The organism is Bacillus sp. 179-C3.3 HS, assembly GCF_047229225.1.
Lineage (GTDB): Bacteria > Bacillota > Bacilli > Bacillales > Bacillaceae > Bacillus.
The window spans coordinates 78,285-101,973 of record NZ_JBFEFT010000009.1 but is presented as its reverse complement, the minus strand read 5'-3'; the positions used below and the strand labels follow the sequence as shown (position 1 = coordinate 101,973).

22 protein-coding genes are annotated in these 23,689 nt (G+C 41.6%); 16 read left to right on the top strand and 6 right to left on the bottom strand.

The window, feature by feature from the left end; all coding sequences use genetic code 11:
• The first annotated feature begins 19 nt into the window (after positions 1-19).
• Positions 20-1,444 carry a glycoside hydrolase family 1 protein gene (locus tag AB1K80_RS08180; RefSeq protein ID WP_412856125.1) on the top strand — a complete coding sequence of 475 codons (1,425 nt, stop codon included), beginning with the start codon at positions 20-22 and terminating at the stop codon, positions 1,442-1,444.
• 173 nt (positions 1,445-1,617) lie between these two features.
• Complete coding sequence (locus AB1K80_RS08175) at positions 1,618-4,278, top strand: S8 family serine peptidase (RefSeq protein WP_412856124.1); 2,661 nt, start codon at positions 1,618-1,620, stop codon at positions 4,276-4,278.
• A gap of 384 nt (positions 4,279-4,662) precedes the next feature.
• Here the strand turns inward: AB1K80_RS08175 and AB1K80_RS08170 are convergent, their stop codons facing one another.
• The 3 genes from AB1K80_RS08170 to mmuM form a co-directional block, all read right to left on the bottom strand.
• Entirely contained in the window at positions 4,663-5,283 is a 621-nt protein-coding gene (locus AB1K80_RS08170; protein ID WP_412856123.1) for a hypothetical protein, read from the bottom strand.
• A gap of 124 nt (positions 5,284-5,407) precedes the next feature.
• Positions 5,408-6,811: an S-methylmethionine permease gene (mmuP, locus tag AB1K80_RS08165; RefSeq protein WP_412856122.1), complete on the bottom strand. Its 1,404-nt coding sequence runs from the start codon at positions 6,809-6,811 to the stop codon at positions 5,408-5,410.
• A gap of 46 nt (positions 6,812-6,857) precedes the next feature.
• Positions 6,858-7,796 (bottom strand): homocysteine S-methyltransferase, encoded by a 939-nt coding sequence (gene mmuM / locus AB1K80_RS08160; protein WP_412856121.1) that lies wholly within the window; start codon positions 7,794-7,796, stop codon positions 6,858-6,860.
• Positions 7,797-8,136: 340 nt separating this feature from the next.
• Here mmuM and AB1K80_RS08155 point away from each other — a divergent pair, with 340 nt between their 5' ends.
• The 5 genes from AB1K80_RS08155 to AB1K80_RS08135 all read left to right on the top strand — a co-directional run bounded on the left by AB1K80_RS08155 (position 8,137) and on the right by AB1K80_RS08135 (position 11,418).
• Entirely contained in the window at positions 8,137-8,967 is an 831-nt protein-coding gene (locus AB1K80_RS08155) for a YitT family protein (protein WP_412856120.1), read from the top strand.
• A gap of 652 nt (positions 8,968-9,619) precedes the next feature.
• Positions 9,620-9,934, top strand: coding sequence for a PadR family transcriptional regulator (locus AB1K80_RS08150; protein WP_412856119.1), 315 nt, complete (start codon positions 9,620-9,622; stop codon positions 9,932-9,934).
• Positions 9,931-10,518 (top strand): DUF1700 domain-containing protein, encoded by a 588-nt coding sequence (locus AB1K80_RS08145; RefSeq protein WP_412856118.1) that lies wholly within the window; start codon positions 9,931-9,933, stop codon positions 10,516-10,518. Before AB1K80_RS08150 ends, AB1K80_RS08145 begins: the two co-directional genes overlap by 4 nt.
• Positions 10,515-10,691 carry a hypothetical protein gene (locus AB1K80_RS08140; protein ID WP_412856117.1) on the top strand — a complete coding sequence of 59 codons (177 nt, stop codon included), beginning with the start codon at positions 10,515-10,517 and terminating at the stop codon, positions 10,689-10,691. The genes AB1K80_RS08145 and AB1K80_RS08140 overlap by 4 nt, the downstream gene beginning before the upstream one ends.
• 190 nt (positions 10,692-10,881) lie before the next feature.
• Positions 10,882-11,418, top strand: a complete 537-nt coding sequence (locus tag AB1K80_RS08135) for a GNAT family N-acetyltransferase (RefSeq protein WP_412856116.1) — start codon at positions 10,882-10,884, stop codon at positions 11,416-11,418.
• Positions 11,419-11,474: 56 nt separating this feature from the next.
• Here AB1K80_RS08135 and AB1K80_RS08130 read toward each other — a convergent pair whose 3' ends face one another.
• A complete protein-coding gene (locus AB1K80_RS08130) occupies positions 11,475-11,678 on the bottom strand; it encodes a hypothetical protein (RefSeq protein WP_412856115.1) in 204 nt (67 codons plus the stop codon).
• A 112-nt stretch (positions 11,679-11,790) separates the two neighbouring features.
• On the opposite strand from AB1K80_RS08130, the gene AB1K80_RS08125 reads away from it, so the two are divergent.
• A complete protein-coding gene (locus tag AB1K80_RS08125) occupies positions 11,791-12,330 on the top strand; it encodes a DUF402 domain-containing protein (RefSeq protein WP_412856114.1) in 540 nt (179 codons plus the stop codon).
• 39 nt (positions 12,331-12,369) lie between these two features.
• On the opposite strand, the gene AB1K80_RS08120 is transcribed toward AB1K80_RS08125, so the two are convergent.
• Positions 12,370-13,974 carry a S8 family serine peptidase gene (locus AB1K80_RS08120; RefSeq protein ID WP_412856113.1) on the bottom strand — a complete coding sequence of 535 codons (1,605 nt, stop codon included), beginning with the start codon at positions 13,972-13,974 and terminating at the stop codon, positions 12,370-12,372.
• Between the two features lie 182 nt (positions 13,975-14,156).
• On the opposite strand from AB1K80_RS08120, the gene AB1K80_RS08115 reads away from it, so the two are divergent.
• The 4 genes from AB1K80_RS08115 to AB1K80_RS08100 all read left to right on the top strand — a co-directional run bounded on the left by AB1K80_RS08115 (position 14,157) and on the right by AB1K80_RS08100 (position 18,585).
• A complete protein-coding gene (locus AB1K80_RS08115) occupies positions 14,157-15,638 on the top strand; it encodes an amidase (RefSeq protein ID WP_412856112.1) in 1,482 nt (493 codons plus the stop codon).
• A gap of 33 nt (positions 15,639-15,671) precedes the next feature.
• Entirely contained in the window at positions 15,672-16,235 is a 564-nt protein-coding gene (locus AB1K80_RS08110; protein WP_412856111.1) for a TetR/AcrR family transcriptional regulator, read from the top strand.
• Between the two features lie 80 nt (positions 16,236-16,315).
• Positions 16,316-17,341 carry a quercetin 2,3-dioxygenase gene (locus AB1K80_RS08105; RefSeq protein ID WP_412856110.1) on the top strand — a complete coding sequence of 342 codons (1,026 nt, stop codon included), beginning with the start codon at positions 16,316-16,318 and terminating at the stop codon, positions 17,339-17,341.
• A 110-nt stretch (positions 17,342-17,451) separates the two neighbouring features.
• On the top strand, positions 17,452-18,585 hold the full coding sequence (locus AB1K80_RS08100) for a zinc-dependent alcohol dehydrogenase (RefSeq protein ID WP_412856109.1): 1,134 nt from the start codon (positions 17,452-17,454) through the stop codon (positions 18,583-18,585).
• Between the two features lie 20 nt (positions 18,586-18,605).
• On the opposite strand, the gene AB1K80_RS08095 is transcribed toward AB1K80_RS08100, so the two are convergent.
• Complete coding sequence (locus AB1K80_RS08095; protein WP_412856108.1) at positions 18,606-19,043, bottom strand: MarR family winged helix-turn-helix transcriptional regulator; 438 nt, start codon at positions 19,041-19,043, stop codon at positions 18,606-18,608.
• A gap of 260 nt (positions 19,044-19,303) precedes the next feature.
• On the opposite strand from AB1K80_RS08095, the gene AB1K80_RS08090 reads away from it, so the two are divergent.
• The 4 genes from AB1K80_RS08090 (at position 19,304) to AB1K80_RS08075 (ending at position 23,686) form a co-directional block, all read left to right on the top strand.
• Positions 19,304-20,812, top strand: a complete 1,509-nt coding sequence (locus AB1K80_RS08090) for a class I adenylate-forming enzyme family protein (protein ID WP_412856107.1) — start codon at positions 19,304-19,306, stop codon at positions 20,810-20,812.
• A gap of 65 nt (positions 20,813-20,877) precedes the next feature.
• Positions 20,878-22,260, top strand: a complete 1,383-nt coding sequence (locus AB1K80_RS08085; protein WP_412856106.1) for an amino acid permease — start codon at positions 20,878-20,880, stop codon at positions 22,258-22,260.
• 86 nt (positions 22,261-22,346) lie between these two features.
• Positions 22,347-22,712 carry a VOC family protein gene (locus AB1K80_RS08080; RefSeq protein WP_412856105.1) on the top strand — a complete coding sequence of 122 codons (366 nt, stop codon included), beginning with the start codon at positions 22,347-22,349 and terminating at the stop codon, positions 22,710-22,712.
• A 113-nt stretch (positions 22,713-22,825) separates the two neighbouring features.
• Positions 22,826-23,686 (top strand): alpha/beta fold hydrolase, encoded by an 861-nt coding sequence (locus tag AB1K80_RS08075; protein WP_412856104.1) that lies wholly within the window; start codon positions 22,826-22,828, stop codon positions 23,684-23,686.
• Positions 23,687-23,689 lie beyond the last annotated feature (3 nt).

Genomic DNA, 23,689 nt, shown 5'->3' with positions numbered 1-23,689 from the left:
ACAATAGGAGGAAGAAATCATGAAATATTCAACACTAGCTTCATTTCCAAAAGGCTTTTTCTGGGGCGGATCTACTTCCGCTTATCAAGTAGAAGGTGCGTGGAACGAGGATGGAAAGGGGCCTTCTGTGATTGATATGAGAGAAAGCTACCCAGAAGGAACAACTGACTTTAAGGTAGCAAGTGATCATTATCACCGCTATAAAGAAGATGTGAAACTGTTTGCAGAGATAGGGTTGAAGGCTTATCGCTTTTCAATTGCATGGACACGTATCATTCCAGATGGAGATGGCGAGATCAATCAAAAGGGGATTGAATTCTATCATTCTCTCATTGACGAATTACGCCGTTATGACATTGAACCGATTGTCACGATGTATCACTTTGATCTGCCGCATGCATTACAAGTCAAAGGGGGATGGTCAAATCGTGCGACTGTAGATGCGTTTGAACGATATGCAGAGGTTCTGTTTCAAGAGTATGGTCAGAAGGTGAAATACTGGTTGACCATTAATGAACAAAATATGATGATCTTACACGGATCAGCGTTAGGTACACTTGATCCCAATTTAGAAAATCCAAAAAAAGAACTGTATCAGCAAAACCACCATATGCTTGTGGCTCAGGCGAAAGCTATGACACTCTGCCATCGTTTGCTACCTGAAGCGAAAATTGGACCGGCGCCAAACATCGCCCTTATTTACCCGGCATCTCCAAAACCTGAGGATGTCCTTGCTGCGGCAAATTACAATGCGATCCGCAACTGGCTGTATCTTGATATGGCAGTATTCGGCCGTTATAACAACCTTGCATGGGCATACATGAAGGAAAAAGACATTCTCCCTGTCATTGAAGAGGGGGATATGGAGATATTGAAAAGTGCGAAGCCAGACTTCATTGCGTTTAACTACTACACATCTCAAACGGTTGAAGCGAGTAAAGGAGATGGCAATGATGAATTTGCCCGTGGCGGAGATCAGCATTTGAAATCTGGTGAAGATGGCGTCTACAAAGGCGGCAACAACCCATTCCTAAGTAAAAACGCGTTTGGCTGGGAGATTGACCCTGTCGGTTTCCGATCAACGATGCGTGAGATTTATGACCGTTATCAGCTACCTCTTATTATCACGGAAAACGGATTGGGTGCTTTCGACAAATTAGAAGAAGATGGATCGATTCAAGATGATTATCGAATTGACTATTTAGAAAAACATATTGAACAAATCAGATGGGCGATCACAGACGGTGTCGACGTATTCGGATACTGCCCGTGGTCAGCTATTGACTTATTTAGCACACACCAAGGATGTGCCAAACGCTATGGTTTCATCTACGTCAATCGCGACGAATTTGATCTGAAAGACCTCAACAGAATTCGGAAAAAAAGCTCTTACTGGTATGAATCATTAATTCAAGAAAATGGAGAGAACATCGGAAAGTCATGATATGAGAAGCCAATCACGAAACCAGTGATTGGCTTTTTAATTGGTGATCTTGGCCATTTAAACTATCTCAAATCCTAGCTTAAAAACAGTTTAATTATATGAAAAACAGATTCTACTAAAAGGCTTTATGTGATATTCTTCCAAGGTGTTGTAAAAGAAAAGGGGGTCTTTTCATGTTTAAAAAACAGATGAAATCCATTGTGGCTATTCTTTTGGCGGTCACATTGTGTTTGGCTGTGTTACCTGCAAACGAGGTAACAGCGGTCAATGAAGGAACAAACGTGAATGAAGCCATTGGGTTAACAAATGGTGAAGTCATTTCAGGTACTTTAAAGAATGAAAACGAGGAGTCGTGGTACCGAATCACGCCAACTTCACAAGAAGTTCAAAAGAATACACATATGAAAATTTCTGTGAAGAGTAAACAGATGTTGTCCGTATCGGTCTATCCAAGTAAAGAAAGAGCGGCTAAGGATGACACTTATTCAAGATATCTTGTGGATACAGCAAGCGGAGAGGCAGAAGTCAATTTCCCACATGCATGGTCAGGTCCTTATTATGTCAAAGTGCTTTATCTAGGATCAGAGGATGATAGCCAGGATGAGGAAGAAGATGCGGTTTATACGATTGGGTATAAAGGAGCCAACCTTCCGCCATCCGAACCGATCTTCCCTGAAGAAGATCCCTTTATCATCATTATTGGGGAAAAACATGGACGAGAAATTCTTCGATCAATTCGCACCATCGAAGACAAACGGTTCAATGAAACAGTAGAAGGTCAGAAGCTTGCGCGCCTTCTTCAAAAGACGAAACCATTTCTCAAATCCAAGCTGATCAAGAAAAAAACCGAGCAACAAAAGGTGTACAATCATCTCCTTACATTAAAACCACTGTTGAACGATATAGAGAAAAATGGTGCATTCAGTGGTCATATCGTCAAAGAGAAAGAACAAAAGGCGATCCGTGCTCTATTTGATATGCTAAAAGATGCAAGTCCAGCGTACTTAAAAAAGGAATTAGAAGCGATGGATCGAACAATTGGAATCGATCAGCTTGAAGGAAAATCAATCGGTTATGTACTGGAGAAGCAAAAGCTTGTACCAGAAGAAAAAGTTAAAACGAATAAAATCATCTTTAAATTAAAGGATGGCCAAACGCTCCAATCAGCGAAAAAGAAAATGAAGAGCTATGGAATCCAGGAAAATCGTGTGACTTCACAATCAGTCAGTCCATTATTTAAAGGCATGTATGTTTATGATGTGCCAGCAGGACAAGAAACGTCTGGTAAGACATTAAAAGTTGGGAAAAGCACAGTGAAAAACACGGCTAGAAAGCTAGCTAGCATGCCAAATGTCGACTTTGCTGAACCTGTGCAAACCTACCGAGCACTGGCGAATGACATTCAATATCCATACCAGTGGCCTCTGAAAAACAGTGGACAAAACAGTGGTAAAAAGGGTGCTGATGTCAAGTTTGAACAAATGAAGACACTGATCGGCACAAGCAAAATGAAGCAAACATTGATTGCTGTCGTTGATACTGGCGTCGACAGTCGCTTAAAAGATTTAAGTGGGACGGTTCGTACGGATTTAGGTGCCAATCTCATCGATCGAAATCAAGATGCCATTGATGATAACGGACATGGAACACATGTCGCTGGGATTATTGCGGCAAAAGCTGATAATCATTATTCGATGACAGGTCTAAATCAACATACAGGTATTATCCCAGTGAAAGTATTAGATACTTATGGATATGGTGACTCAGAGCACATTGCGCTTGGGATTAAACATGCAGTAGACAAAGGGGCAAAAGTCATTAACCTCAGTCTTGGTGGTGACTATAGTAGAGTCATTGAATATGCAATGAATTACGCTTCACAAAGGAATGTACTTGTGGTCGTAGCGAGCGGGAATGATGGCATTCCAGAAATGGGTTATCCAGCGTCCTCTCGATATGCAATGTCTGTTGGCGCAAGTAGTCGTGTAGATATGGCGGCTGAGTTCTCGAGCTTCGGTAAAGGACTAAGCATGTCTGCACCAGGTTCTGATATTCCAAGTTTGATGCCTGATGGAAATGTTTCATATCTCAGCGGGACTTCAATGGCCACGCCATATGTAGCAGCAGCGGCAGGTTTATTGTTGGCTAAAAACCCAACATTAAAGCCTAAGCAAGTGAGACACATTTTGGAAACAACAGCAGACGATATTTCATTCAAATCAGTAGATGGACTAGATCAGATTTACTATGATGAAAATGATGATCCAATTGTTGATCCAAAGGTTCCGGGCGTTGATTGGATGACAGGGCATGGCCGACTGAATACATTTGCTGCCCTAAGCGCTTTAGAGCTGAATGCGTCTGTTAATAAAGTAGAGGATCAGCATCAAAAAGTAACTGGGAAAGCAAAAGCAGGTGCGGTTGTCTCTGTCTATAGAGGAAAGACACTTCTTGGAAAAGGTACGGCAAGTAAAAAAGGAACCTATAGTATCAAAATCAAGCAACAGAATATAAATAAAGTGTTACGCATCAAGATTTCTAAAGGCAAGGCGGCTACATCACTTAAGACCGTAGTTAAAAAAGGGAAGGCACCAGCCAAGCCGAAGGTGGGCAAAGTGACAGTTAAAAGTAAGGCCATCAAAGGCACAGCAGCCCCAGGTCTGACCATCAAAGTGAAAAACAAATCAAAGAAAGTCATCAAAACAGTGAAAACGAATAGCAAAGGTGCATTTACAGCAAGCATCAAACCACAAAAAGCCAAAACAGTCTTGTATGTCACAGCTTCAGATGTGAGAAGAGAAAGTAAAGCTGTAAAAGTAGTTGTGAAAAAATAGTTTAAGAGCTTCCCTTTTAAAAAAGGGAAGTTTTTTTCATTTTACTGTAAACAACTCTGAACTCAAGCCTTGTTATCAAGTCATAGAAAAAAGGATGTCAACTTGTGACATCCTTTTCTTTTTGTTAGTAAACCTGCTGGGCGGCAACCGAAAGAGTCGATAAACAAACACTCATCAGCCGTTCTCCCAGATTCGATCGAACTTTTAACTTTAACACTTGAGCTTTGATATATAAGAATTTTGAATACTTGAGCTTTGCGCTTTGAACGTTCAGCTTTGAGCTTTTACTAAGGATCATCCTCAGATGATCGTCAGATTGGAGGGAATCACCTTTCCCTCGGAGGTGTTTAGTTTCATCGATTTTCGGCTTACTAACAAAAGCGTTTAGTCTACTTTTATTTTTGTAAGAGTATTGCTTTCTGACAATGAAAAATCAACTTCCATTTGAAAATCTTCAATTTCTTTAGAGAGCTGTTCAATTTTCACGCGAAGGTGAAGTGGATCAATGATCGTTGCTTCATTTTCAGTTAAGAAAGACTTCACGATCTCTTGGTTGGCAGCGGCTTGTAACTTTCCGTCTTTGCCAAACAGTGTTTCCAAATGTTTATCTAGTCTCTCTTTTACCTCTTCGTTTATTTGTTCTGTCCGTTCCACAAGCTCACTATAGATTTTCTTCAATTTTCGTAAGTAACGCATCTCATATTCTATGGACGATTTTCGTTCAATCGCCTCTGCTACTGTCATGCTTACACCTGCTACGTCAATGGTTGTGGTGGCATTCGAAACAACAATGGCTGATTTAATGGCATTCCGTCTTTTAATCAGTGCTTGGATCGATTGGTCATCTGCCTTTGCCTTTTTTTCAATGTCTTCTTGATTTTGAAAACCGTGCTGTATTTTTTTCCCGACCATCAATCCACCAAGTACGGCGTCATCAATGGTTCGATTGATTCGTTTATCAAGCATTTTTAATTCGCTTAATGCTCTAGTAATGGTCATTTCCATGTCAATTACAACTCCCCTCATCCGTTCTGAAAATCATAGATTCCTATCATATATCAAAGGATTTCCTTTTGCTAGTGATAACCTCTAATGTCAGGTTTTTCTTGCAAACAGAAAAACCCCGGCATTACATACCAGGTTTTTCACGTTTCTTCTGTACCCAAGCTGTTACATAATAGGCAACATAGCAAAGAATAATAAAAGGAATACCACAAATCAGTGCAATGCGCTGATTTGGGTCAAATGCAATGCCGACGACAGAGGCAAGGCATAGAATGAAGGCAGCAATCGGAACCACTGGATAGAGCGGGGTTCTAAAGGTTAAATCACTGAGCTGTCCGCCTTCTTGTAAAAACCTCTTTCGGAACATGAACTGTGAGGCAGCAATGCCCATCCAGACCACCACAACGGCTAGTCCAGAGATCGACACAAGCACAAGATACACGGTTGCTGGTGCGATCACACTCGATAGCAATGAAAGAATGCCGCCGACCATACTTAAGATGAGTGCATTTAATGGAATGCCGTTTGATGTGAGTTTTGCCAGTTTCTTTGGCAGCGTGCGTTCTTCAGAAAGTGACCAGAGCATGCGAGATGATGCATATAAGCCCGAATTAGCTGCTGATAATATGGCGGTCAAAATGACAAAGTTCATGAAATCTGCGGCATATGGAATGCCGATTCGGTCAAATACCACCACAAATGGACTTTTAATCACCCCTGCTTCTTCTACAGGAATCAGTCCAGCTAGTACAATGATGGTTCCCACAAAAAACAGGACGAGACGGAGCACGGTCGTACGAATAGCTCGTGGAATGGTTTCGTCTGGGTTGACACTTTCTCCTGCTGCAATCCCGATGAGCTCAGTACCTGAAAAGGCAAAATTGACAGCTAGCATGGTCATGAGAATGGGTAAAAAGCCATTTGGGAAAAGTCCGCCTTCTCCAGTGAAGTTTGAAAAGAACGGAGCGGCTTCACCACTTTGGAGTGGGATCAAGCCAAACATCGCAGCCCCGCCCAATATAATAAAGAGAATAATTGCCATGACTTTAATACTTGAGAACCAAAACTCTGATTCTGCGAAAAATTTGACTGTAAATGCATTGAGTAAAAAGATGAGGAGAGCAAAGACACCACTCCATATCCAAACAGATGTGTCCGGGAACCAGCGCTGCATTAAAAGGCCCGCCGCTGTGAATTCAGAGCCAAGTGCTACTGTCCACGTTAGCCAATAGAGCCATGCAACCGTATAGCCGGTACCTGGACCGATATATTTCGTTGCATAAGTATGAAAAGCCCCTGTGACTGGCATGGCCACAGATAACTCACCTAGACAGAGCATGACGAGATACACAATTAATGCCCCTACAAGATAGGCAAGAATGGTTCCAGCAGGTCCAGCTTGATTGATGGTATAACCGGAGCTTAAAAAGAGTCCTGTTCCAATAACACCGCCTAGAGAAAGCATGAACAGGTGGCGGCTCGTCATTTTTCGTTGATATTGTTGTGACTGATCATTTGCTTGTTCCATGTCTTCCCGCCCTTTTGTTTAGAAGTATGTGTGTTGAATCGTGACGTTACGACTTCGCCCATTGGAAGATGTCTGTCGTATCTTTTGGTGTTGTCCGGCAACAGCCTCCGATGAGCTGGGCGCCGTCTTTGTACCATTGATGCGCGCAATCGCCAAACGTATGATGAGAGGTATCTCCGCTCCATATTTTTTGTTCGGGATCATACAATTCACCTGAATTGGGATACACGACAATCGGTTTGCTTGTCCCCTCTTTCATCTCATGGATCAGAGAAGAAATAAATTGTGGTGGTGTACAATTCACACCAACAGCCGCGATCTGTTCATACGGCTCAAGAGCTTGTACACAATCTTTGATTCGATCCCCTTCACTGATATGGAGGTGATCTTTTGCGCTAAAAGAAATCCACGCATATATGCCGCTGAATTCCTCTTTCAGAAGTGTTGCGATGGCTTTTGCTTCAATGAGACAAGGGATCGTCTCACAAGCCAGTACATCTGCTCCAGCATCAATTAATGCTTGAATCCTTGGTCTGTGGAAATCAACAAGTGCCTGCTCTGTCAGACCGTAATTCCCCTTATATTCAGAACCGTCAGACAAATAAGCGCCGAATGGCCCCACAGATCCAGCGACAAAAGGTTTTGTCCTGCCTGGATGATTCGTCTCATCCTGCCAAAAGAGGTCACGTGCTTCTTTTGCTAACGAAACGGATCGCTTCATCAATTCAAACGCTTCTGCTTCTGTATAGCCTTTTTCAGTAAAGCCATCAATGGTTGATTGGTAGCTGGCTGTAGTGGCACAGTCTGCCCCAGCCTGGAAGTAATCGAAGTGTACTTGCTGAATCAGTTCAGGCTGTTCGATGAGTATTTTGGCTGACCATAGGCGGTCATTTAAATCACAGCCTTTTCGTTCAAGCTCCGTTGCCAGTGCGCCATCTAAAATCAATGGCTTGTGAGCCTGTAAGCGGCTTTGAATTGGGTTCATATAAATAGAACAGCCTCCTTTTTTGATCGGAAAAAATGGGTATGATATGAGGCAGTAGTTTAAATGACTAAAGTGTTTTTGTCAAGGAGAGCCAAAAACAGAAAATGACAAAAAACCCTGTAGGAATGCGGGTTTTGGTGTATAAAAATACAGTCGAAATAATAGAAAACCATGTCGTTGACAGCCTCTAAAAAGAAATATATATTATGGAAAGGTTCATCACAGAAAGGATCGTCAAAAGGCGTTGTTTTTTGATGTTTATTTTGTCCAAAGACTGTCTTCTTTCATCCAGAAAGAGGGTTTTTTGATTTTATAGGCTTGAAAAAGGAGGTAAGAAGAAATGAAGAAATGTGTAAAAGATATTGTCATGATCTTAATTGGTTCTTTTTTATTTGCAGCAGCTGTGAATCTGTTTGTTATTCCGCTTGAATTTGGGGAAGGCGGCGTAACGGGGCTGTCTATTATTTTCTATTATGTATTTGAGATTGCTCCGTGGCTAACAAACCTTGTGTTGAATGCCATCTTACTGTTGGTCGGTTATAAATACTTGGACAAGAAGACGACGATTTACACAGTGATTGCCGTTGCAAGTAACTCCTTATTTTTACACCTAACCACTACGTGGACGATTCAAATAGATGAAATGATCATTGGCGCCATTTTTGCGGGAGTGATCATAGGGCTGGGAATCGGACTTGTTTTAAGAGCAGGCGGAACAACAGCAGGTTCGGCCATTCTTGGGAGAATGGCGAACAAGTATTTAGACTGGAACGTCAGCTATGCCATCTTATTTTTTGATCTCATCGTTGTCTTTGCATCCTATTTCATTATTGGGGCAGAAAAATTAATGTTGACCATTGTGATGCTATATGTAGCTACGAAGGTGATGGATTTCGTCATTGAGGGACTAAACACGAAAAAAGCAGTCACGATTATTTCTTCATATAAAGATGATATCGCTGAAGAAATCAACCACACCCTTGATCGAGGTGTAACCGTTTTAAATGGACGAGGTCATTATTCAAAAGAATCAAAGGAAATTTTATATGCTGTCATTCAAAAGCAAGAGCTGATGCGGTTAAAGAAAATCATTAAGAAAATTGATCGGGATGCATTCGTTGTTGTCCATGACGTGCGCGATGTGTTTGGAGAAGGATTTGTGAATATCTAAAAAGTAAAAAAGACACCTCCAATATAATGTGGGGGTGTCTTTTCATATGTTGAGTGATCTTATGTATAAGGGACTATTTGTTCAAGGTATCATCTTTCTTCTCGTTACTTTTCAGAAAGAAAAAACGTATGCACTCAGCAATAGCTGCTCCGATGACAAACAGTATAATAGGTGTAGTTGTAAACGGCTGTTTGAAAATGAATAAATACACGATATAACATAAAGTGAATGTAATCACTAACGTGAGGTAATTGCTCAACACTCTATTCAAGATCATCAACTCCTCTTTTTTAAGGTCTGCAACTAGCCGGTATTGGTTGAGTTGTGAATAATTCCCCTCTTTCTTCCATTCCTATCACTTTTTTTCGAGTTGAGTTTTCGTAAAACTTAGTATGATTAAAATAAGGATAAGCATCGGTATTGAAAAATTTTTCGAATCCTCTTATTCATTCCATAAAATTGAACTTATACCTCTAAAAATGAAATAAACAGATATATTTCTAATATATAACGGTTGATCATAATTCATCTGAGTATAAACACTCTTAATGAAACGAGCATTGTAAAGAAGGGATCATTGGATTTCAACAGATATACCTCTTGTCACATTATACTATGTAATGTATAGTATATACTGTTAGGAGTTGTAAACATGAATGCACAACTAAAAAAAGGATTACTGGAATTCTGTGTACTGGCGGTATTAAAGAAAGGCGATTCCTATGGTTATCAAATCATTAAAGAGATGTCTCAGTGTATTGAGGTGTCAGAATCGACATTATATCCAATCTTAAAGCGGTTAGAACAAAACAATTATGTGGAGGCATACGCCCAAGAACATAACAGTCGATTAAGGAAGTATTATCGAATGACAAAGAGCGGAAATGACTATATGGCTCAATTTTTAGAGGAATGGGATCAAGTGATGGCGGTATATGAATTTATATCTGGAGGGCAAGGCAAATGAACAAAGGTGAATTTTTGAGGAGCTTAGAAAAGCATTTGCATCCTATTGGTGAACAAGAGAGTAGGAAGTATACGGAATACTACGATGAAATGATCGAAGATTACCAAGAAGATGGCTACAGTGAAAAGGAAGCTGTACATCAAGTAGGCGATCCTGCATTGATTGCACAAGGGATTGTGACAGAGTTAGGCGCGCGTCAGGTGGAGGTACCGACAGTTGGAGAAAAAGTGACACGCATCTCGATCCTTGTTTTAGGGTTTCCTTTATGGGGAAGCATTCTTGCGTCGGTCGTGCTGCTCATTTTCTCATTGTATTTGGTGATGTGGTGTATCCCACTTGTGACAGGCACATTGATGTTGTCTGGTCTACTTGGCGGGTTGTTAAGTGTGATCGGCTCACCTTTCATCTATCAAGATGGCCTGCATGTCGTCGTGACACAGCTTGGCATCGGTGTTTTCCTTTTAGGTATAGGGCTCCTAAGCGGAATCGCCACTGTTTTTTTAACAAAAGTATGTGTGAAAGTGACTGTTCAATCGAGTCACACATTCTTGGGAATGTTTAAAAAGAAGGTCGTGAGAATATGATAACAAAACAATTGAAAAAACGTTGCCTAACCTTAGGGATCATTTTCACTGTGGCTGGAATCATTCTGACTACAGTTGGCTTTGGTCTCTCCGGTTTTGATTACCGTGCCTATCAAACCAATGAAGAGAACAATGACATTTTCCGCACCATCCATTGGGATTCCAACGATTGACTCTATGAACCTGCTGCGGCAGGTCTTTTTTATTTCTCCCTCAGTTTTTCAAAAAAAGATGAGGGTTTGTCATGCAAAAGGATTGATCTTTCGGAACGGACTCTTTACATTAAATGAGAAGGAAAAAAAGATCATGACATGCAGTTTTTGCATGATACGTATAAACATATGGAGATAAAGGGGTGCTAACATGAAGCAGCAGGAAATCCACATTCGTGAGGCGGGAAGTCAGGATCATGACGCCATCAGGCAAGTGTTGATCAAATCATACGCACAGTTCGAACCTCAATTCACAGAAGAAGGCTGGCAAAATTATGCGGCGGCACTAAAAGGTGCAGTAGATAACCCGAACATGGAGCTCATGCTTGTGGCTGAGCTTGAAGAGAAGGTAGTCGGTACCCTCCAAATGTTCCGCTCATCTGAAAAAGCGTATGACAAGCCAGAGTTAGGCATTACATCACCCATTATCCGGTTTTTAGGAGTCGATCCAGATGTGAGGGGAAAAGGCATTGCGGAGTTATTGCTGCGGAAAAGTATTGAGTTGACACAAGCGTGGGGTGAGAATGTCCTGTATCTCCATACATCGGATAAAATGCAGGCCGCCATTCGATTATATGAAAGAATGGGATTTGAGCGTGCGCTGGATAAAGAATTTGTGAATCAGAACGGGACGCATGTAAAGAGCTATCAGTATGTGATGAAAAAAGAACAACCAGCTAGTTCTTAACATGCTACATAAAAAGGAAGATCACGTCCCCGTCGATGGATCTGCCTTTTTATGCGTTAAACCCATAATTGTAGGGCTAGATATGAAAACCCCCAAGCGATTAAACCGAACATGACAAAGAACTTTAATACATGTTCGTATAGGGTTAGTTTTCTTTCTCTCTTTGTTTTCATCATCTTCCAGTGAAGAGCATAGCCGCAAAAAACCAAGATGATTTGTGCAACTTCTGCTACGGTTTCGATCATCGTGATCCCGTTCATTTGTTATCACCCCATATAGTTCTTCCATAAGCAGTAGCAGAGCACCTTTATTTTCTCAAAGAAAATCAGTGTATACTGAATAAGTGAAAGCAGATGCAGAAGGAGATGTGAGATGTTGTTTCCGCTACATGTAGATTCTGGAGATAAAGTGATCGAGAGAAAAATCAAATACGATGAGAAGATCGTTGAACATACTTGTCAACTGTTAGATGTACAGGAGCAACAAGTCGTGTTGTTTCACAAAATTGAAGACACGTTTACGATGATGGCAGGAGATGGCACTGTTACGATTCCAAAAGGGAGCTATACGACCGCCTATTATTGGAAGGACCGGCCTTACAATGTCTATTTTTGGAGAGATGATCGAGGCAATGAACTTGGGTTCTATTTTAATATCGTCAGACAGACATGGTTTAAAGAGGGAGCGGTTATATTTGAAGATTTAGTGATTGATCTTCTTGTTCGTCCGAATGGTGATTTCTTTGTGTTGGATGAAGATGAATTACCGGAGAGTTTAGCTTCTTTTGAACATGGATCGGTCCATCAAGCATTAGGTGATATCATCCATTCGTTAGAGCGCATACTCTATGAAGTGAGGCTGGATGCCGAAAGGAAATATCAACACACGATGTTTGAGCCGATGTTGAAATAGAAAAAACGATTCCTGCATGGTGGGAATCGTTTTTTTCTGTTAGACCTTAATACGGTTTAATCGTTTTTGTAAGCTGGTTTTTGTTTTTGATGCTTTTAGTTTTTTTACAGCCTGTTGAGCTGATGCCTTCGTTTTCTTTGTGCGTTTGGCTTCGGCTTTTTTTACTTTTTGTTTGGCGTCTGTCACTTTTTTTTGATAGGCGACATGTTTTTTGACCTTGTCGAGTCGTTTTTGCAGGCTGCTTTTCTCTTTTCCTTTGCTGAGCTTATGGATGGCTGTTTGTGCACTTTTGATAGACCCTTGTGTTTTGTTTTTTTCGGCTGTTTTGACCTTAGCACGTGCTGAACGGATATCAATGTTGGCTTGTACCTTTTTGATCCGCTCCGTCAGTGCCATTTTTTGTTTATTGGCAGTGAGACGGCTCATTTTCGTTTTGGCTCGATTGACATCTGCTTGTGTCTTCGATGTTTCAGCTTTTTTCACAGCACTTGTTGCGGCCTTTAAAAAGGTGGATTGCGGAATATATTGTACTCGGCCATAGCCGAAATGCTGATCCTTCCCTTTAGCACCAAGGTCAACTGTATAGCTACGTAGTAACGTGCGAAGCTGTGCATTTGTTTTCTTCGGATGAAGCTGTTTTAAAAGAGCGAGCATCCCTGTGACATGCGGTGCGGCTTGGGATGTACCAGTTGCATACCAATATTCATTTTTCAAATAAGTGCTGATGACATCCTTGCCAGGTGCGGAAAATTCGATACCTTTCCCTGTATTCGAGAGGGAAGCAAGTGTGTCTTTTTCCGTTGTCGCGGAGACAGCAATGACGCTATCATATGCGGCAGGATAACCAATAGAGCCTCTTTTCCCATCATTTCCGCTTGCAGCGACCACGAGTAGTCCTTTTTTATATGCTGTATCTACAGCTGAACGAAGAATGGGAATGTGATCTTCAAAACCTAGACTCAGATTGATAATGTCCATCTTATTAGTGATGGCCCAATCGATGCCCCGAAGCAAACTGTATAAATCACCTTCTCCCTCTTTATCTAGTACTTTCACAGCGTACAGCTTCACGCCAGAAGCGACACCAACTGTGCCATAATCATTATTTAATGCAGCGATGGTGCCAGCCACATGCGTTCCGTGCCCTTTATCATCTTTGTAGGAGGATGTATAATCCACGAAGGATTTTCCACCAGCCACTTTTAAATCTTGATGAGGGAAAATCCCTGTATCAAGAATGGCCACTTTAACATTTTTCCCTGTGACTCTATCCTTCAGTGCTTGTTTTATGTTGAGCTTTTGCAGATTGTACGATTGCTGTACCAATGGATCTTGTGATGTAGATGGTTCATTCTCTGAAGAAGCCAGTTGTCCTTTTTTATTTTCTGCGACATAGGCGATGTTTGAATTGTTCTTCAGTGACATGACGATTTTTTCATCCACGGTTATTGCTACAGCGGGAAGATGTATGTATTGAGCGTTTACTTTTTCACTTTGATCAATGGCTGTTTGTTTTCCTTGTTGATTTTTATAGACGATGATAACATCCGTTTCTTTTGCGGGTGTAGATGCCTGTGAATGGAGTGGTAGAATCGTTGTCAGAGTTAGCATACAGGCAATGAGCATCAATAATTTCTTTTTCAAGATTTCGGCTCCTTCCATACGAGATGACCTTCATTTTTGACTCTATTATAACGGAGAATCTCTATTGGTTGTAGAAGATTCATGGGATCAGATAAAATTTTCATACGAGATTCTACATTTGAATTTAATAGAAATCTAGTAGACAATAGATGAAGTATATTAAGAGAAAGTAGGGCATGACGATGAACGTAAAAGAGTATATGACATACGATGCGACAGGATTGGCAGAGCTTGTTCGCAATAAACAAGTAACTCCAAAGGAGCTTGTAGATGCGGCATTTACTAGATTGGAAGAAGTGAATCCTACACTGAATGCTGTCATTCAGACAAGACACGACCAAGTGATGGAAAGCATGAAGTCATTAGACTCAAAGCAGCCGTTTGCTGGTGTACCGTTCGTGTTGAAAAATATATCACAAGGGCTACAAAATGAACCGTTGACAGCAGGTGCGATGTTGTTAAAAGATGTGAAGGCAAAAGAAGATTCCCACCTTGTCCGACGATTGAAACAGGCTGGGCTTCTTATGATCGGTCATACAAACACCCCGGAATTCGGTTTGAGAAATGTGACAGAACCAGATTTGTATGGACCAACCAGAAATCCATGGAACGAAGAGTATTCCCCAGGCGGTTCAAGTGGTGGTACAGCAGCGGCGATTGCAAGCGGCATTGTACCTGCTGGTGGTGCGAGTGATGGAGGTGGATCGATTCGAATTCCAGCATCATTTACTGGTTTATTTGGATTAAAACCAACAAGGGGCAGGACACCGGTAGGACCGGGTGCAGGAAGACAGTGGCAAGGAGCTTCTATTGATTTCACTTTGACAAAAACAGTGCGAGACAGTGCAGCACTACTTGATCTACTACAGGTGATTCAGCCGGAAGCGGCTTTTCAAACTCCGTTATATGATGGCAGTTATCTAGAGGATCTTAAAAAGCAAACATCCCGTATGCGGATCGCTTTTAGCGTAGAATCGCCAGTTGGTACAAAGGTCAGTGAGGAAGCGAAACAGGCTGTCCTTCAAACGGTGAAATGGTTAAGTGAAAACGGCCATCAAGTAGAGGAAGCAAAGCCAGACATTGATGGTATTCATTTGATGCAGCAATACTATGTCATGAACAGTGGAGAGATGTCGGCATTATTTACATCGTTGGCACGTTCATTTGGGCGACCTGTAAAACCAGAGGAAACAGATATTGTTGCGTGGGTGCTGGCGGAAGCCGGGAAAAATGTGACCGCTGCTGCCTATACAGAGAGTCTAGATGCATGGGACATGGCAGCTGCACAAATGGCCGCATTCCACCAAACGTACGATCTCTATGTAACACCTGCGACGGCCAATTCAGCGCCAAGAATTGGTGAGCTGATGCATACTAATCAGGAAAAATCTGACCTTTTACGTGTTTCGTCTTTATCAATGCAGGCACAGCAGGAACTCATTTATGACATGTTCCTAAAAAGTCTTACCTACACACCATTTACACAGCTTGCCAATCTAACAGGACAGCCATCCATGAGTGTACCGGTTCACCTGACTCAAGAAGGCATGCCTTTAGGGGTACAAGTGACAGCGCCTAAAGGAAAAGAAGACTGGCTGTTACGACTTGCAGCAGAAATGGAATCATCTACAATATGGCAAGGGATAAAACCGTTGTTAAAATAAATAAAAAGCTAATGGAGGGAAAGGATGTAATATGTGAGTACAAAAGAGAAAATTATTCAAACGACAGCCCTTCTTTTACGAAAACAGGGCTATCATGCAACAGGTTTGAATCAAATCATAAGGGAGAGCGGCACGCCCAAGGGTTCGCTTTATTATTACTTCCCAAATGGAAAAGAAGAACTAGCCATCGCGGCTGTAGAATATATTAGTCAAAAGGTCATCAATCGAATTGAGGAAAGTTTTTCCTATTCAGATGACCCATATCTAGCGGTTGATCGTTTTATGGCGTATCTGATTCAAGGTTTTAAGGAACAGGAAAGTGAAAGAGGGATCCCGATTGTCTTACTAGCCGCTGAGTCAAAGCCTGAACATATACAACTGCATGATACATGTAAGCAAGAAATGATCCGTTGGCAAAAGATTGTAAAAGAAAAGCTGATGAATAGCGGGTATGAAGAAACGAAAGCTGATGAGATCGCGTCGCTCATTCACTCCATGGTGATTGGCGGGTTATCCATGACGACTGCACTGAAACAGACAAAGCCTTTAGAATATGTCAAAGGGTATCTTAAACACATATTTGCGCGAGAATCGTAAAAATTCTCGCGTATTGGCTATCTATTATATCAATTGGTCTATATAATGGAGATAGTCAAATAGTCACGAGGAGTGATGGAATGTTGGAGCAACCGCAATCGTTCAAGCAATCCAAAGGGACCTCTTTTTATACCGATTCTAGTTCGGGAAGGTTGTATGGCTTGGAGAATCAGCTTGTTCATGTGCTGGCAGACGTAAGTCAAACGAATGAACTGTTTGAGCTTGTTTTAATCTCAGGTGGGAAAGGCGCTTATTTTCCGCTGCACTGTCATGAAGGATTATTTGAAACCATCTTTGTGCTAGAGGGTAAGCTTGAAGTCATACTGGACGGTAAGAAATATATGGTGACGGCCTGCGACTATATTCACATTCCGCCCAAAACCATTCATGGATACAGGATGCATAGCCACAAAACACGGTTTATCTCATTTACGTTAGGTGGACAAATGACAGCATTTTATCAAACGATTGGGAAGCAAGTCCAAATGGATGAATGGCCGTTTACAAATCAAGCATTTGATATAGAGTGTTTTCAACAAGCAGAACAAGAAAGTGATATCATGCTGATGCATGGCATAAGAGAGCTTTCTAAAACGACCAAACCCTCATTATTATTTCATAGTGAGTTGCCGCAAATGGTACAGCCTTACGTATTGGAGGCTGGTGAAGGAAAGCAATATATGATTGAGGGGCAGCTTCATGAGTTGATCGCGACAAAAGAGACAACCGGGGGCAGTTTCAGCCATTTAGTCATTGAAGGAACGAAGGGAAAAAGCTTCCCAACGCTTTACCATGAAATTCATACGAAAGCACTTTATTGTGTGGAAGGACAGATGACCCTTCATCTAGACGGAGAGGACATTTGCCTCATGCAAGGTGAGTTTGCCTATATTGCGCCAAATACCATACATTCTTATGAATTAATGTCTCATACAAATAAAATATTGATTTTGCTGCTTCCTGGAGATATTGAGAATGTGTATGATCAATTTGAAGAAGCACAAAGTCCAGGAATGTGTCCATATTTTATTCAAGAAGGTAACACGATGTTAGATCCTGAAGCATCAGCTCAGTATGATGTGTATTTTGTAGATAAAAAATGCTAGAAAGCCTGTCGAATCTTCGATGGGCTATTTTGTTTTTCCTCATTTTAGGCATGAATCATCCAATCAAGGTGAAGCTACGTAAAGATGATTCATATAAAGGAGGAAAAGCATTGAGAGCTGTCACCTATCAAGGGAAAAATCGAATTGCAGTAAAAAAAGTAGCTGCCCCAACGATTCAAGATCAAGAGGATGTCATTGTTCGGATTACGTCTACTGCGATTTGTGGGTCAGACTTACATTTGTATCAAGGGAATCTCCCGCTGCCCATTGGTTATGTCATTGGGCATGAACCGATGGGGGTGGTGGAGGAGACAGGACCGAACGTCACTGCTGTGAAAAAGGGTGATCGTGTCGTCATTCCATTTACCGTTGCTTGTGGGCAATGTCAATATTGTCATCACCATTTAGAAAGCCAGTGTGATCACTCGAACCCACATTACGATTCAGGCGGACTATTTGGATATAGTGAGAAATTCGGGAATTATCCTGGTGGACAAGCCGAATATTTACGCGTACCCTATGGAAACTATACGCCCTTTAAAATACCGGATGACTGCGAATTAGAGGATGAACAACTGCTGTTTTTATCAGATGTTTTACCGACTGCTTATTGGAGTGTGGAACATGCTGGTGTGAAAAAGGGTGACACGGTCATTGTGTTAGGCTGTGGGCCTGTTGGGTTAATGGCGCAGCAATTTGCATGGCAAAAAGGAGCGGAGCGAGTCATTGCTATCGATTATATTGATTACCGTCTGCGTCACGCAAAGCGGATGAGCGGCGTAGAAGTTTTTGATTTCACAGAAGATCCTGACATGGGAGAAACGTTAAAGGAGTTAACGAAGGGCGGGGCAGATGTCGTCATTGATTGTGTAGGAATGGACGGGAAAAAATCACCGCTTGAAAAAATTGAACAGAAGCTCAAGCTGCAAGGTGGGACGATTGGACCGATCCAAATCGCTACAAAAGCCGTGCGGAAATGCGGAACCGTCCAGCTGACAGGTGTGTATGGCGGGCTATACAATATGTTCCCTTTAGGTGCATTTTTCGCAAGAAACGTCACAATAAAAATGGGACAGGCTCCTGCAAGAGGGTACATGCCAACGTTATATCAAAAAGTGGCATCCGGTGAAATTGATCCTAAAGCAATCATTACCCACCAACTGCCATTAGATGATGCCGCACATGCTTACCAAATCTTCAATGATAAGCAGGACGATTGTATCAAGGTTATCTTAAAACCATAAAAAGAAGGCTTAGGGGATGCCTAAGCCTTGATTGTTTGCTCGTCCATCATTTTTTCAATGAGCTCAAAAAATGTTTTTTTATCTTCATCTGACAGGTGATTAAACAGTTGATTGACGAGTAATTGTCGGTTATCAATCATTTGTTTGGCAATCTGTTCACCTGCTTCTGATAGTGTAATCCATACTGTCCGGCGGTCATTGTTATTTCTAGAGCGAATAATGAGACCGTCATCTTCTAAGTGGTTGAGAGCGGTTGTGGTTGCAGAGGGAGATAATGACACTTCCTGCAAGATGTTTTTCACAGTGCATGATTGATGGCGGTAGATGATACGCAAAATAAACCCTTTGACATTCGTCACGTTTTTCGGAATATTCTCTTCATCAATTTGTTTCGTCGCTTTTAAATATTTCGTCAAAGCATGGTCTAACAAACTTGCTTCTAGCTCGAAATGTTGCATTCTCCATACCTCTTTTCCTATTGCATTTGATCGTTCGAATGATTAATAGGTCTATCTTATCATAACTATCCACATCATTTAAACCAAATTGGAGAGATCCTATAAAATTTCCTGTATTATCAATTAATTATAAGAATAATTCCAAAATGAAATGATTTTACTTTCGGTTATTTTTATTCTAGAATGTGAATGAGAATGAAACCAGTCGATCCAATGTAACGGAAATGGCTAGTGAAATCAAACGTTTGGAGATGAAGATATTGAATACATTGCAGGCATTACTAAACGACAGAATGGAACGCTCATCACAAATTGAGGCAGTAACTGGCGGGGGTGTGTCTTATACATTTGAGGAATATGCAAAGCGCATTGACCAGCTAGCTCATTATTTACATCGCAAAGGGATTCGAAAAGGTGATCGGGTTTGTTTTATTTGTCAAAACAATCATCACTACTCCACGATTATGTTAGCTGCTATCAAGGCAGGTGCTGTGGCAGTACCGCTTAGCTTGCAACTAACCTCATTTGAACTGGAAGGGATTTTGAAAAAGGCAGAACCGAAGGCGTTGTTTTTTGATCGTGAATTTCGAGACACGCTTGCAGCTGTGAATGTCTCTTTAGAAGATTGTTTAATGATTGAATCCGGAGCAAATGCAAAGACCACACAGCTGTTTGAAGATATTCTGGCTTCAAATGATGGCGGTGTTCTTGCAGAGGAAGTTGATGAGAGTGATCTAGCCATGATCTTGTTCACATCCGGTACAACGGGTAATCCAAAGGGGTGTATGGTTGGGCATGGTCGACTCTATCAATTTTTAACGAGACATGATAGACAAAGCTTTGATTTAAAAGGAAAACGGTATTTGGCAAGTCACCCTTTGTATCATATGAGTTCGATCAATCATCTGATCGCAAGTGCACTAGAAGGGTATACCCTTGTCTTTTTAAATGACGCAACACCAAAGCGAATCCTTGAAACAATTGAAAAAGAACACATTACATTTATGATGGCATTCCCGTCTGCTTATACGTACATGTTGGAAGAAATGAAACGCGGTTCGTATGATCTCTCGTCCTTTGAATTTGCCATTTCCGGTGGAACAAAGGTGCCAGTGCGTTTAATCAAAGAGTACCGCAAGGCGGGAATTCAGATGATGCATGGATACGGGAGTACAGAAGCTTGGGTTGTCAGTGCTTGGTATCCTCCAATGGGTGAGGATAAAATGGGATCTGCCGGGAAAGTCGATCCTGATGTGGAAGTGAAAATTGTGGACCCTGAGACGCATCAGCCTTTGCCCACTGGCGAAATCGGTGAAGTGGTGATGAGAAGCCCGTTTTATTTCCTAGGCTACTATATGCAACCAGAAGCGACTGAGAAAGTGTTAAAAGATGGCTGGTTCCATATGGGTGACGCCGGTTACATAGATGAGGATGGCTTCCTCTATATTACTGGTCGGTACAAAGACGTTATTTTGTACGGCGGAGATAATATTTATCCTGATCAAGTCGAAGAGGTCATTGACCAAATCCCAGGCGTCATTGAATCAGCCGTCATTGGTCTTCCAGACGAATTGTATGGTGAAGTGCCAAGTGCCTATATCGTGAAAGACGACTCCGTTGATCTGTGCGAACAAGATATCGAGAACTATTGCCGGAAACGTCTTGCAGACTACAAAGTCCCGTCCATACACTTTACGAAAGATTTACCAAAGAATAAACTCGGCAAGACGATGAAAAATAAATTACGTGAATTGGTTGTGAATGCGTAATGTCTATTCTGCTATAATGAATTTTGGATGATCTTTTGTTTTTCTAAGTTTTGGAGGTAAAGGGTTTGCGACATATTCTTCGTAAGAAACACATTCACGATTTGTTAGAACAAAGTAGGCAGCAGAAAGTAGAGAAAACACTGGGCGGGCTTGACCTAACGCTTCTTGGAATAGGGGCTGTAATCGGGACAGGTGTCATGGTTTTAACAGGTATTACAGCCGCTAAGGATGCGGGACCGGCTGTGATTTTCTCCTTTGCGATTGCCGCCATTGTATGCAGTTTGGCAGCACTTTGTTATGCGGAAATGGCATCAGCCGTTCCTGTATTCGGTAGTGCATACACTTATTCATATATCACGATGGGTGAGCTTGTGGGACATCTAATGGGATGGACCTTATTATCCGTTTATATGGTGACCGCTTCGGCTGTTTCGAGTGGCTGGTCTAGTTATTTCAATAGTTTGCTGGAGGGATTTGGTGTAGCAATTCCTCATGAATTTTTAGTAGGGCCTCAACAAGGAGGATTCATGAATCTTCCAGCCATTCTTGTTGCATTACTCATTACGTGGATTTTATCTAGAGGAACAAAGGAAAGTAAAAAATTCAATAATATGATGGTGTTTGTGAAACTTGGTATTATTGTGCTTTTCATTGGAGTCGGGGGCTTCTATGTCCAGCCAGACAATTGGCAGCCATTCATGCCATTTGGATTTGAAGGGGTGATCGCCGGTTCCGCTGCTGTCTTTTTTGCGTTTTTAGGGTTTGATGCAATTTCTGCTTCTGCGGAAGAGGTGAAAAACCCACAACGGAACCTACCAATTGGCATCCTTGGGTCATTACTCATTTGTACAATCATTTATATTGTCGTTTGTTTGGTCATGACAGGTATGGTGCATTATACAGAGCTGAATGTGACAGAAGCCATGTCCTATGTGCTCCAAAGAGTCCAGCAAAATAGTGTAGCTGGGATCATTTCTGTTGGTGCCGTCATTGGATTGATGGCGGTGGTTTTCGCTAATCATTATGCGGCAACACGAATCGCATATGCAATGGGGCGAGATGGTCTCTTGCCGAAAGTGTTTTCGAAAACAAATCGGAGCGATACGCCGGTAGCAAGTGTATGGATGATTGGTATAACGACAGCAATTATTGCAGGATTTTTTGATTTAAAGAATCTGTCCAATTTAGCGAACATCGGTGCATTACTGACATTTGCAATGGTGAGTTTATCTGTGCTTATTTTAAGAAAGACGCATCAGCAACTTGAAAGAGGATTTCGTGTTCCTTTTGTGCCGGTATTACCGCTCGTTTCGATGGGATGCTGTCTGTTCCTAATGCTTAATTTACCCGGTCAGACATGGCTATACTTCGGAATTTGGTTGTTCATTGGGCTGATCATGTATGCAGCTTATTCAAGCAAACACAGTAAAATAGCAAAGTCTTCATAAGAAAAGGTGCAAAATTGTGCCTTTTTTTTCTGTTTGGGATAAGCTAGATAGGAGATCATGTATGAAATGAGAGGAGGCTGAATTTGATGCTTAACGTGAGTCCTTATATTGTAGTGGATGATGTAAAAGAATCTCTTCAATATTATCAAGGCATATTTGGTGGAGAGATTCACATTTTAAATGAACAACAGCAACGTGTGTTGCATGCTGAACTGCATCTTGGAGAATCATTCCTTCATTTTTCAGATACGTATGGTAGAACACCAAAGAGTGAGAATCTTAGGCTGATGATGCAATTCGATCGTGAAGAAGAGCTGCAAGCGGTATATGAAGCACTTAAAGCAGATGGAGAAGTGCTCGTGGAATTACAAGACACATTCTTTGGCGCACTACACGGACAGGTCAAGGACCGGAAAAATGGTGTGATCTGGGTGCTGAATTATATGAAATAAGAAGAGACCTTCACCTGTGGTGGAGGTTTTTTTGGGAGCGTTTTTATTTTCTGAAAAATGGAAAATATGCTATGTTGGAAGAATAATAAATCATGGGGAAGGGTGGCAAAGGAATGGAACAAATTGAGTTTCAATATATCGAAACAAACGGTGTAAAGCTACATACAGCGATAGCTGGACCTAAGGATGGTCCGCTGTTAGTGTTGCTGCACGGATTTCCCGAGTTTTGGTACGGTTGGAAAAATCAAATCATTCCCCTTGCTGAAGCAGGCTATCGAGTCGTTGTTCCTGATCAAAGGGGGTACCATCTAAGTGATAAACCAGCAGGAATTGAATCATACGTATTGGATCAACTAAGAGATGATATTGTGGGATTGATTAAAGCGTTCAGTCCACATCGCAAAGCCATCATCGGTGGACATGATTGGGGCGGTGCTGTGGCATGGCATTTGGCATCCACACGTTCCCAATACGTAGAGAAATTAATCATTGTCAATATGCCACATCCACGAGTAATGATGAAGGTTCTCCCTTTTTACCCGCCACAGTGGAAGAAAAGCTCCTACATCGCTTTCTTTCAGCTTCCGAATGTACCAGAGGCGGCGCTTCAGGAAAACAACTTTCAAAGACTGGATGAAGCCATTGGATTGACAGCAAGACCGCATTTGTTCACAAAGGAGGATGTATCAAGCTATAAGCTTGCTTGGACACAGCCAGGAGCCATGACCTCGATGCTGAATTGGTATCGTGCTGTCAAAAAAGGGGGCTTTGAGAAGCCAATATCAAAACGTATACACGTCCCTGTCCGGATGATATGGGGAATGGAGGATCAGTTTTTGAGTAGAAAGTTGGCGAAGGAAACCATTAAAATTTGTCCAAACGGACAGCTCATCTTTGTAGATGATGCTTCGCATTGGATCAATCATGAGAAGCCAGAAGTCGTCAATCGGCTTATCCTCGAATTTTTGAGATAAAAG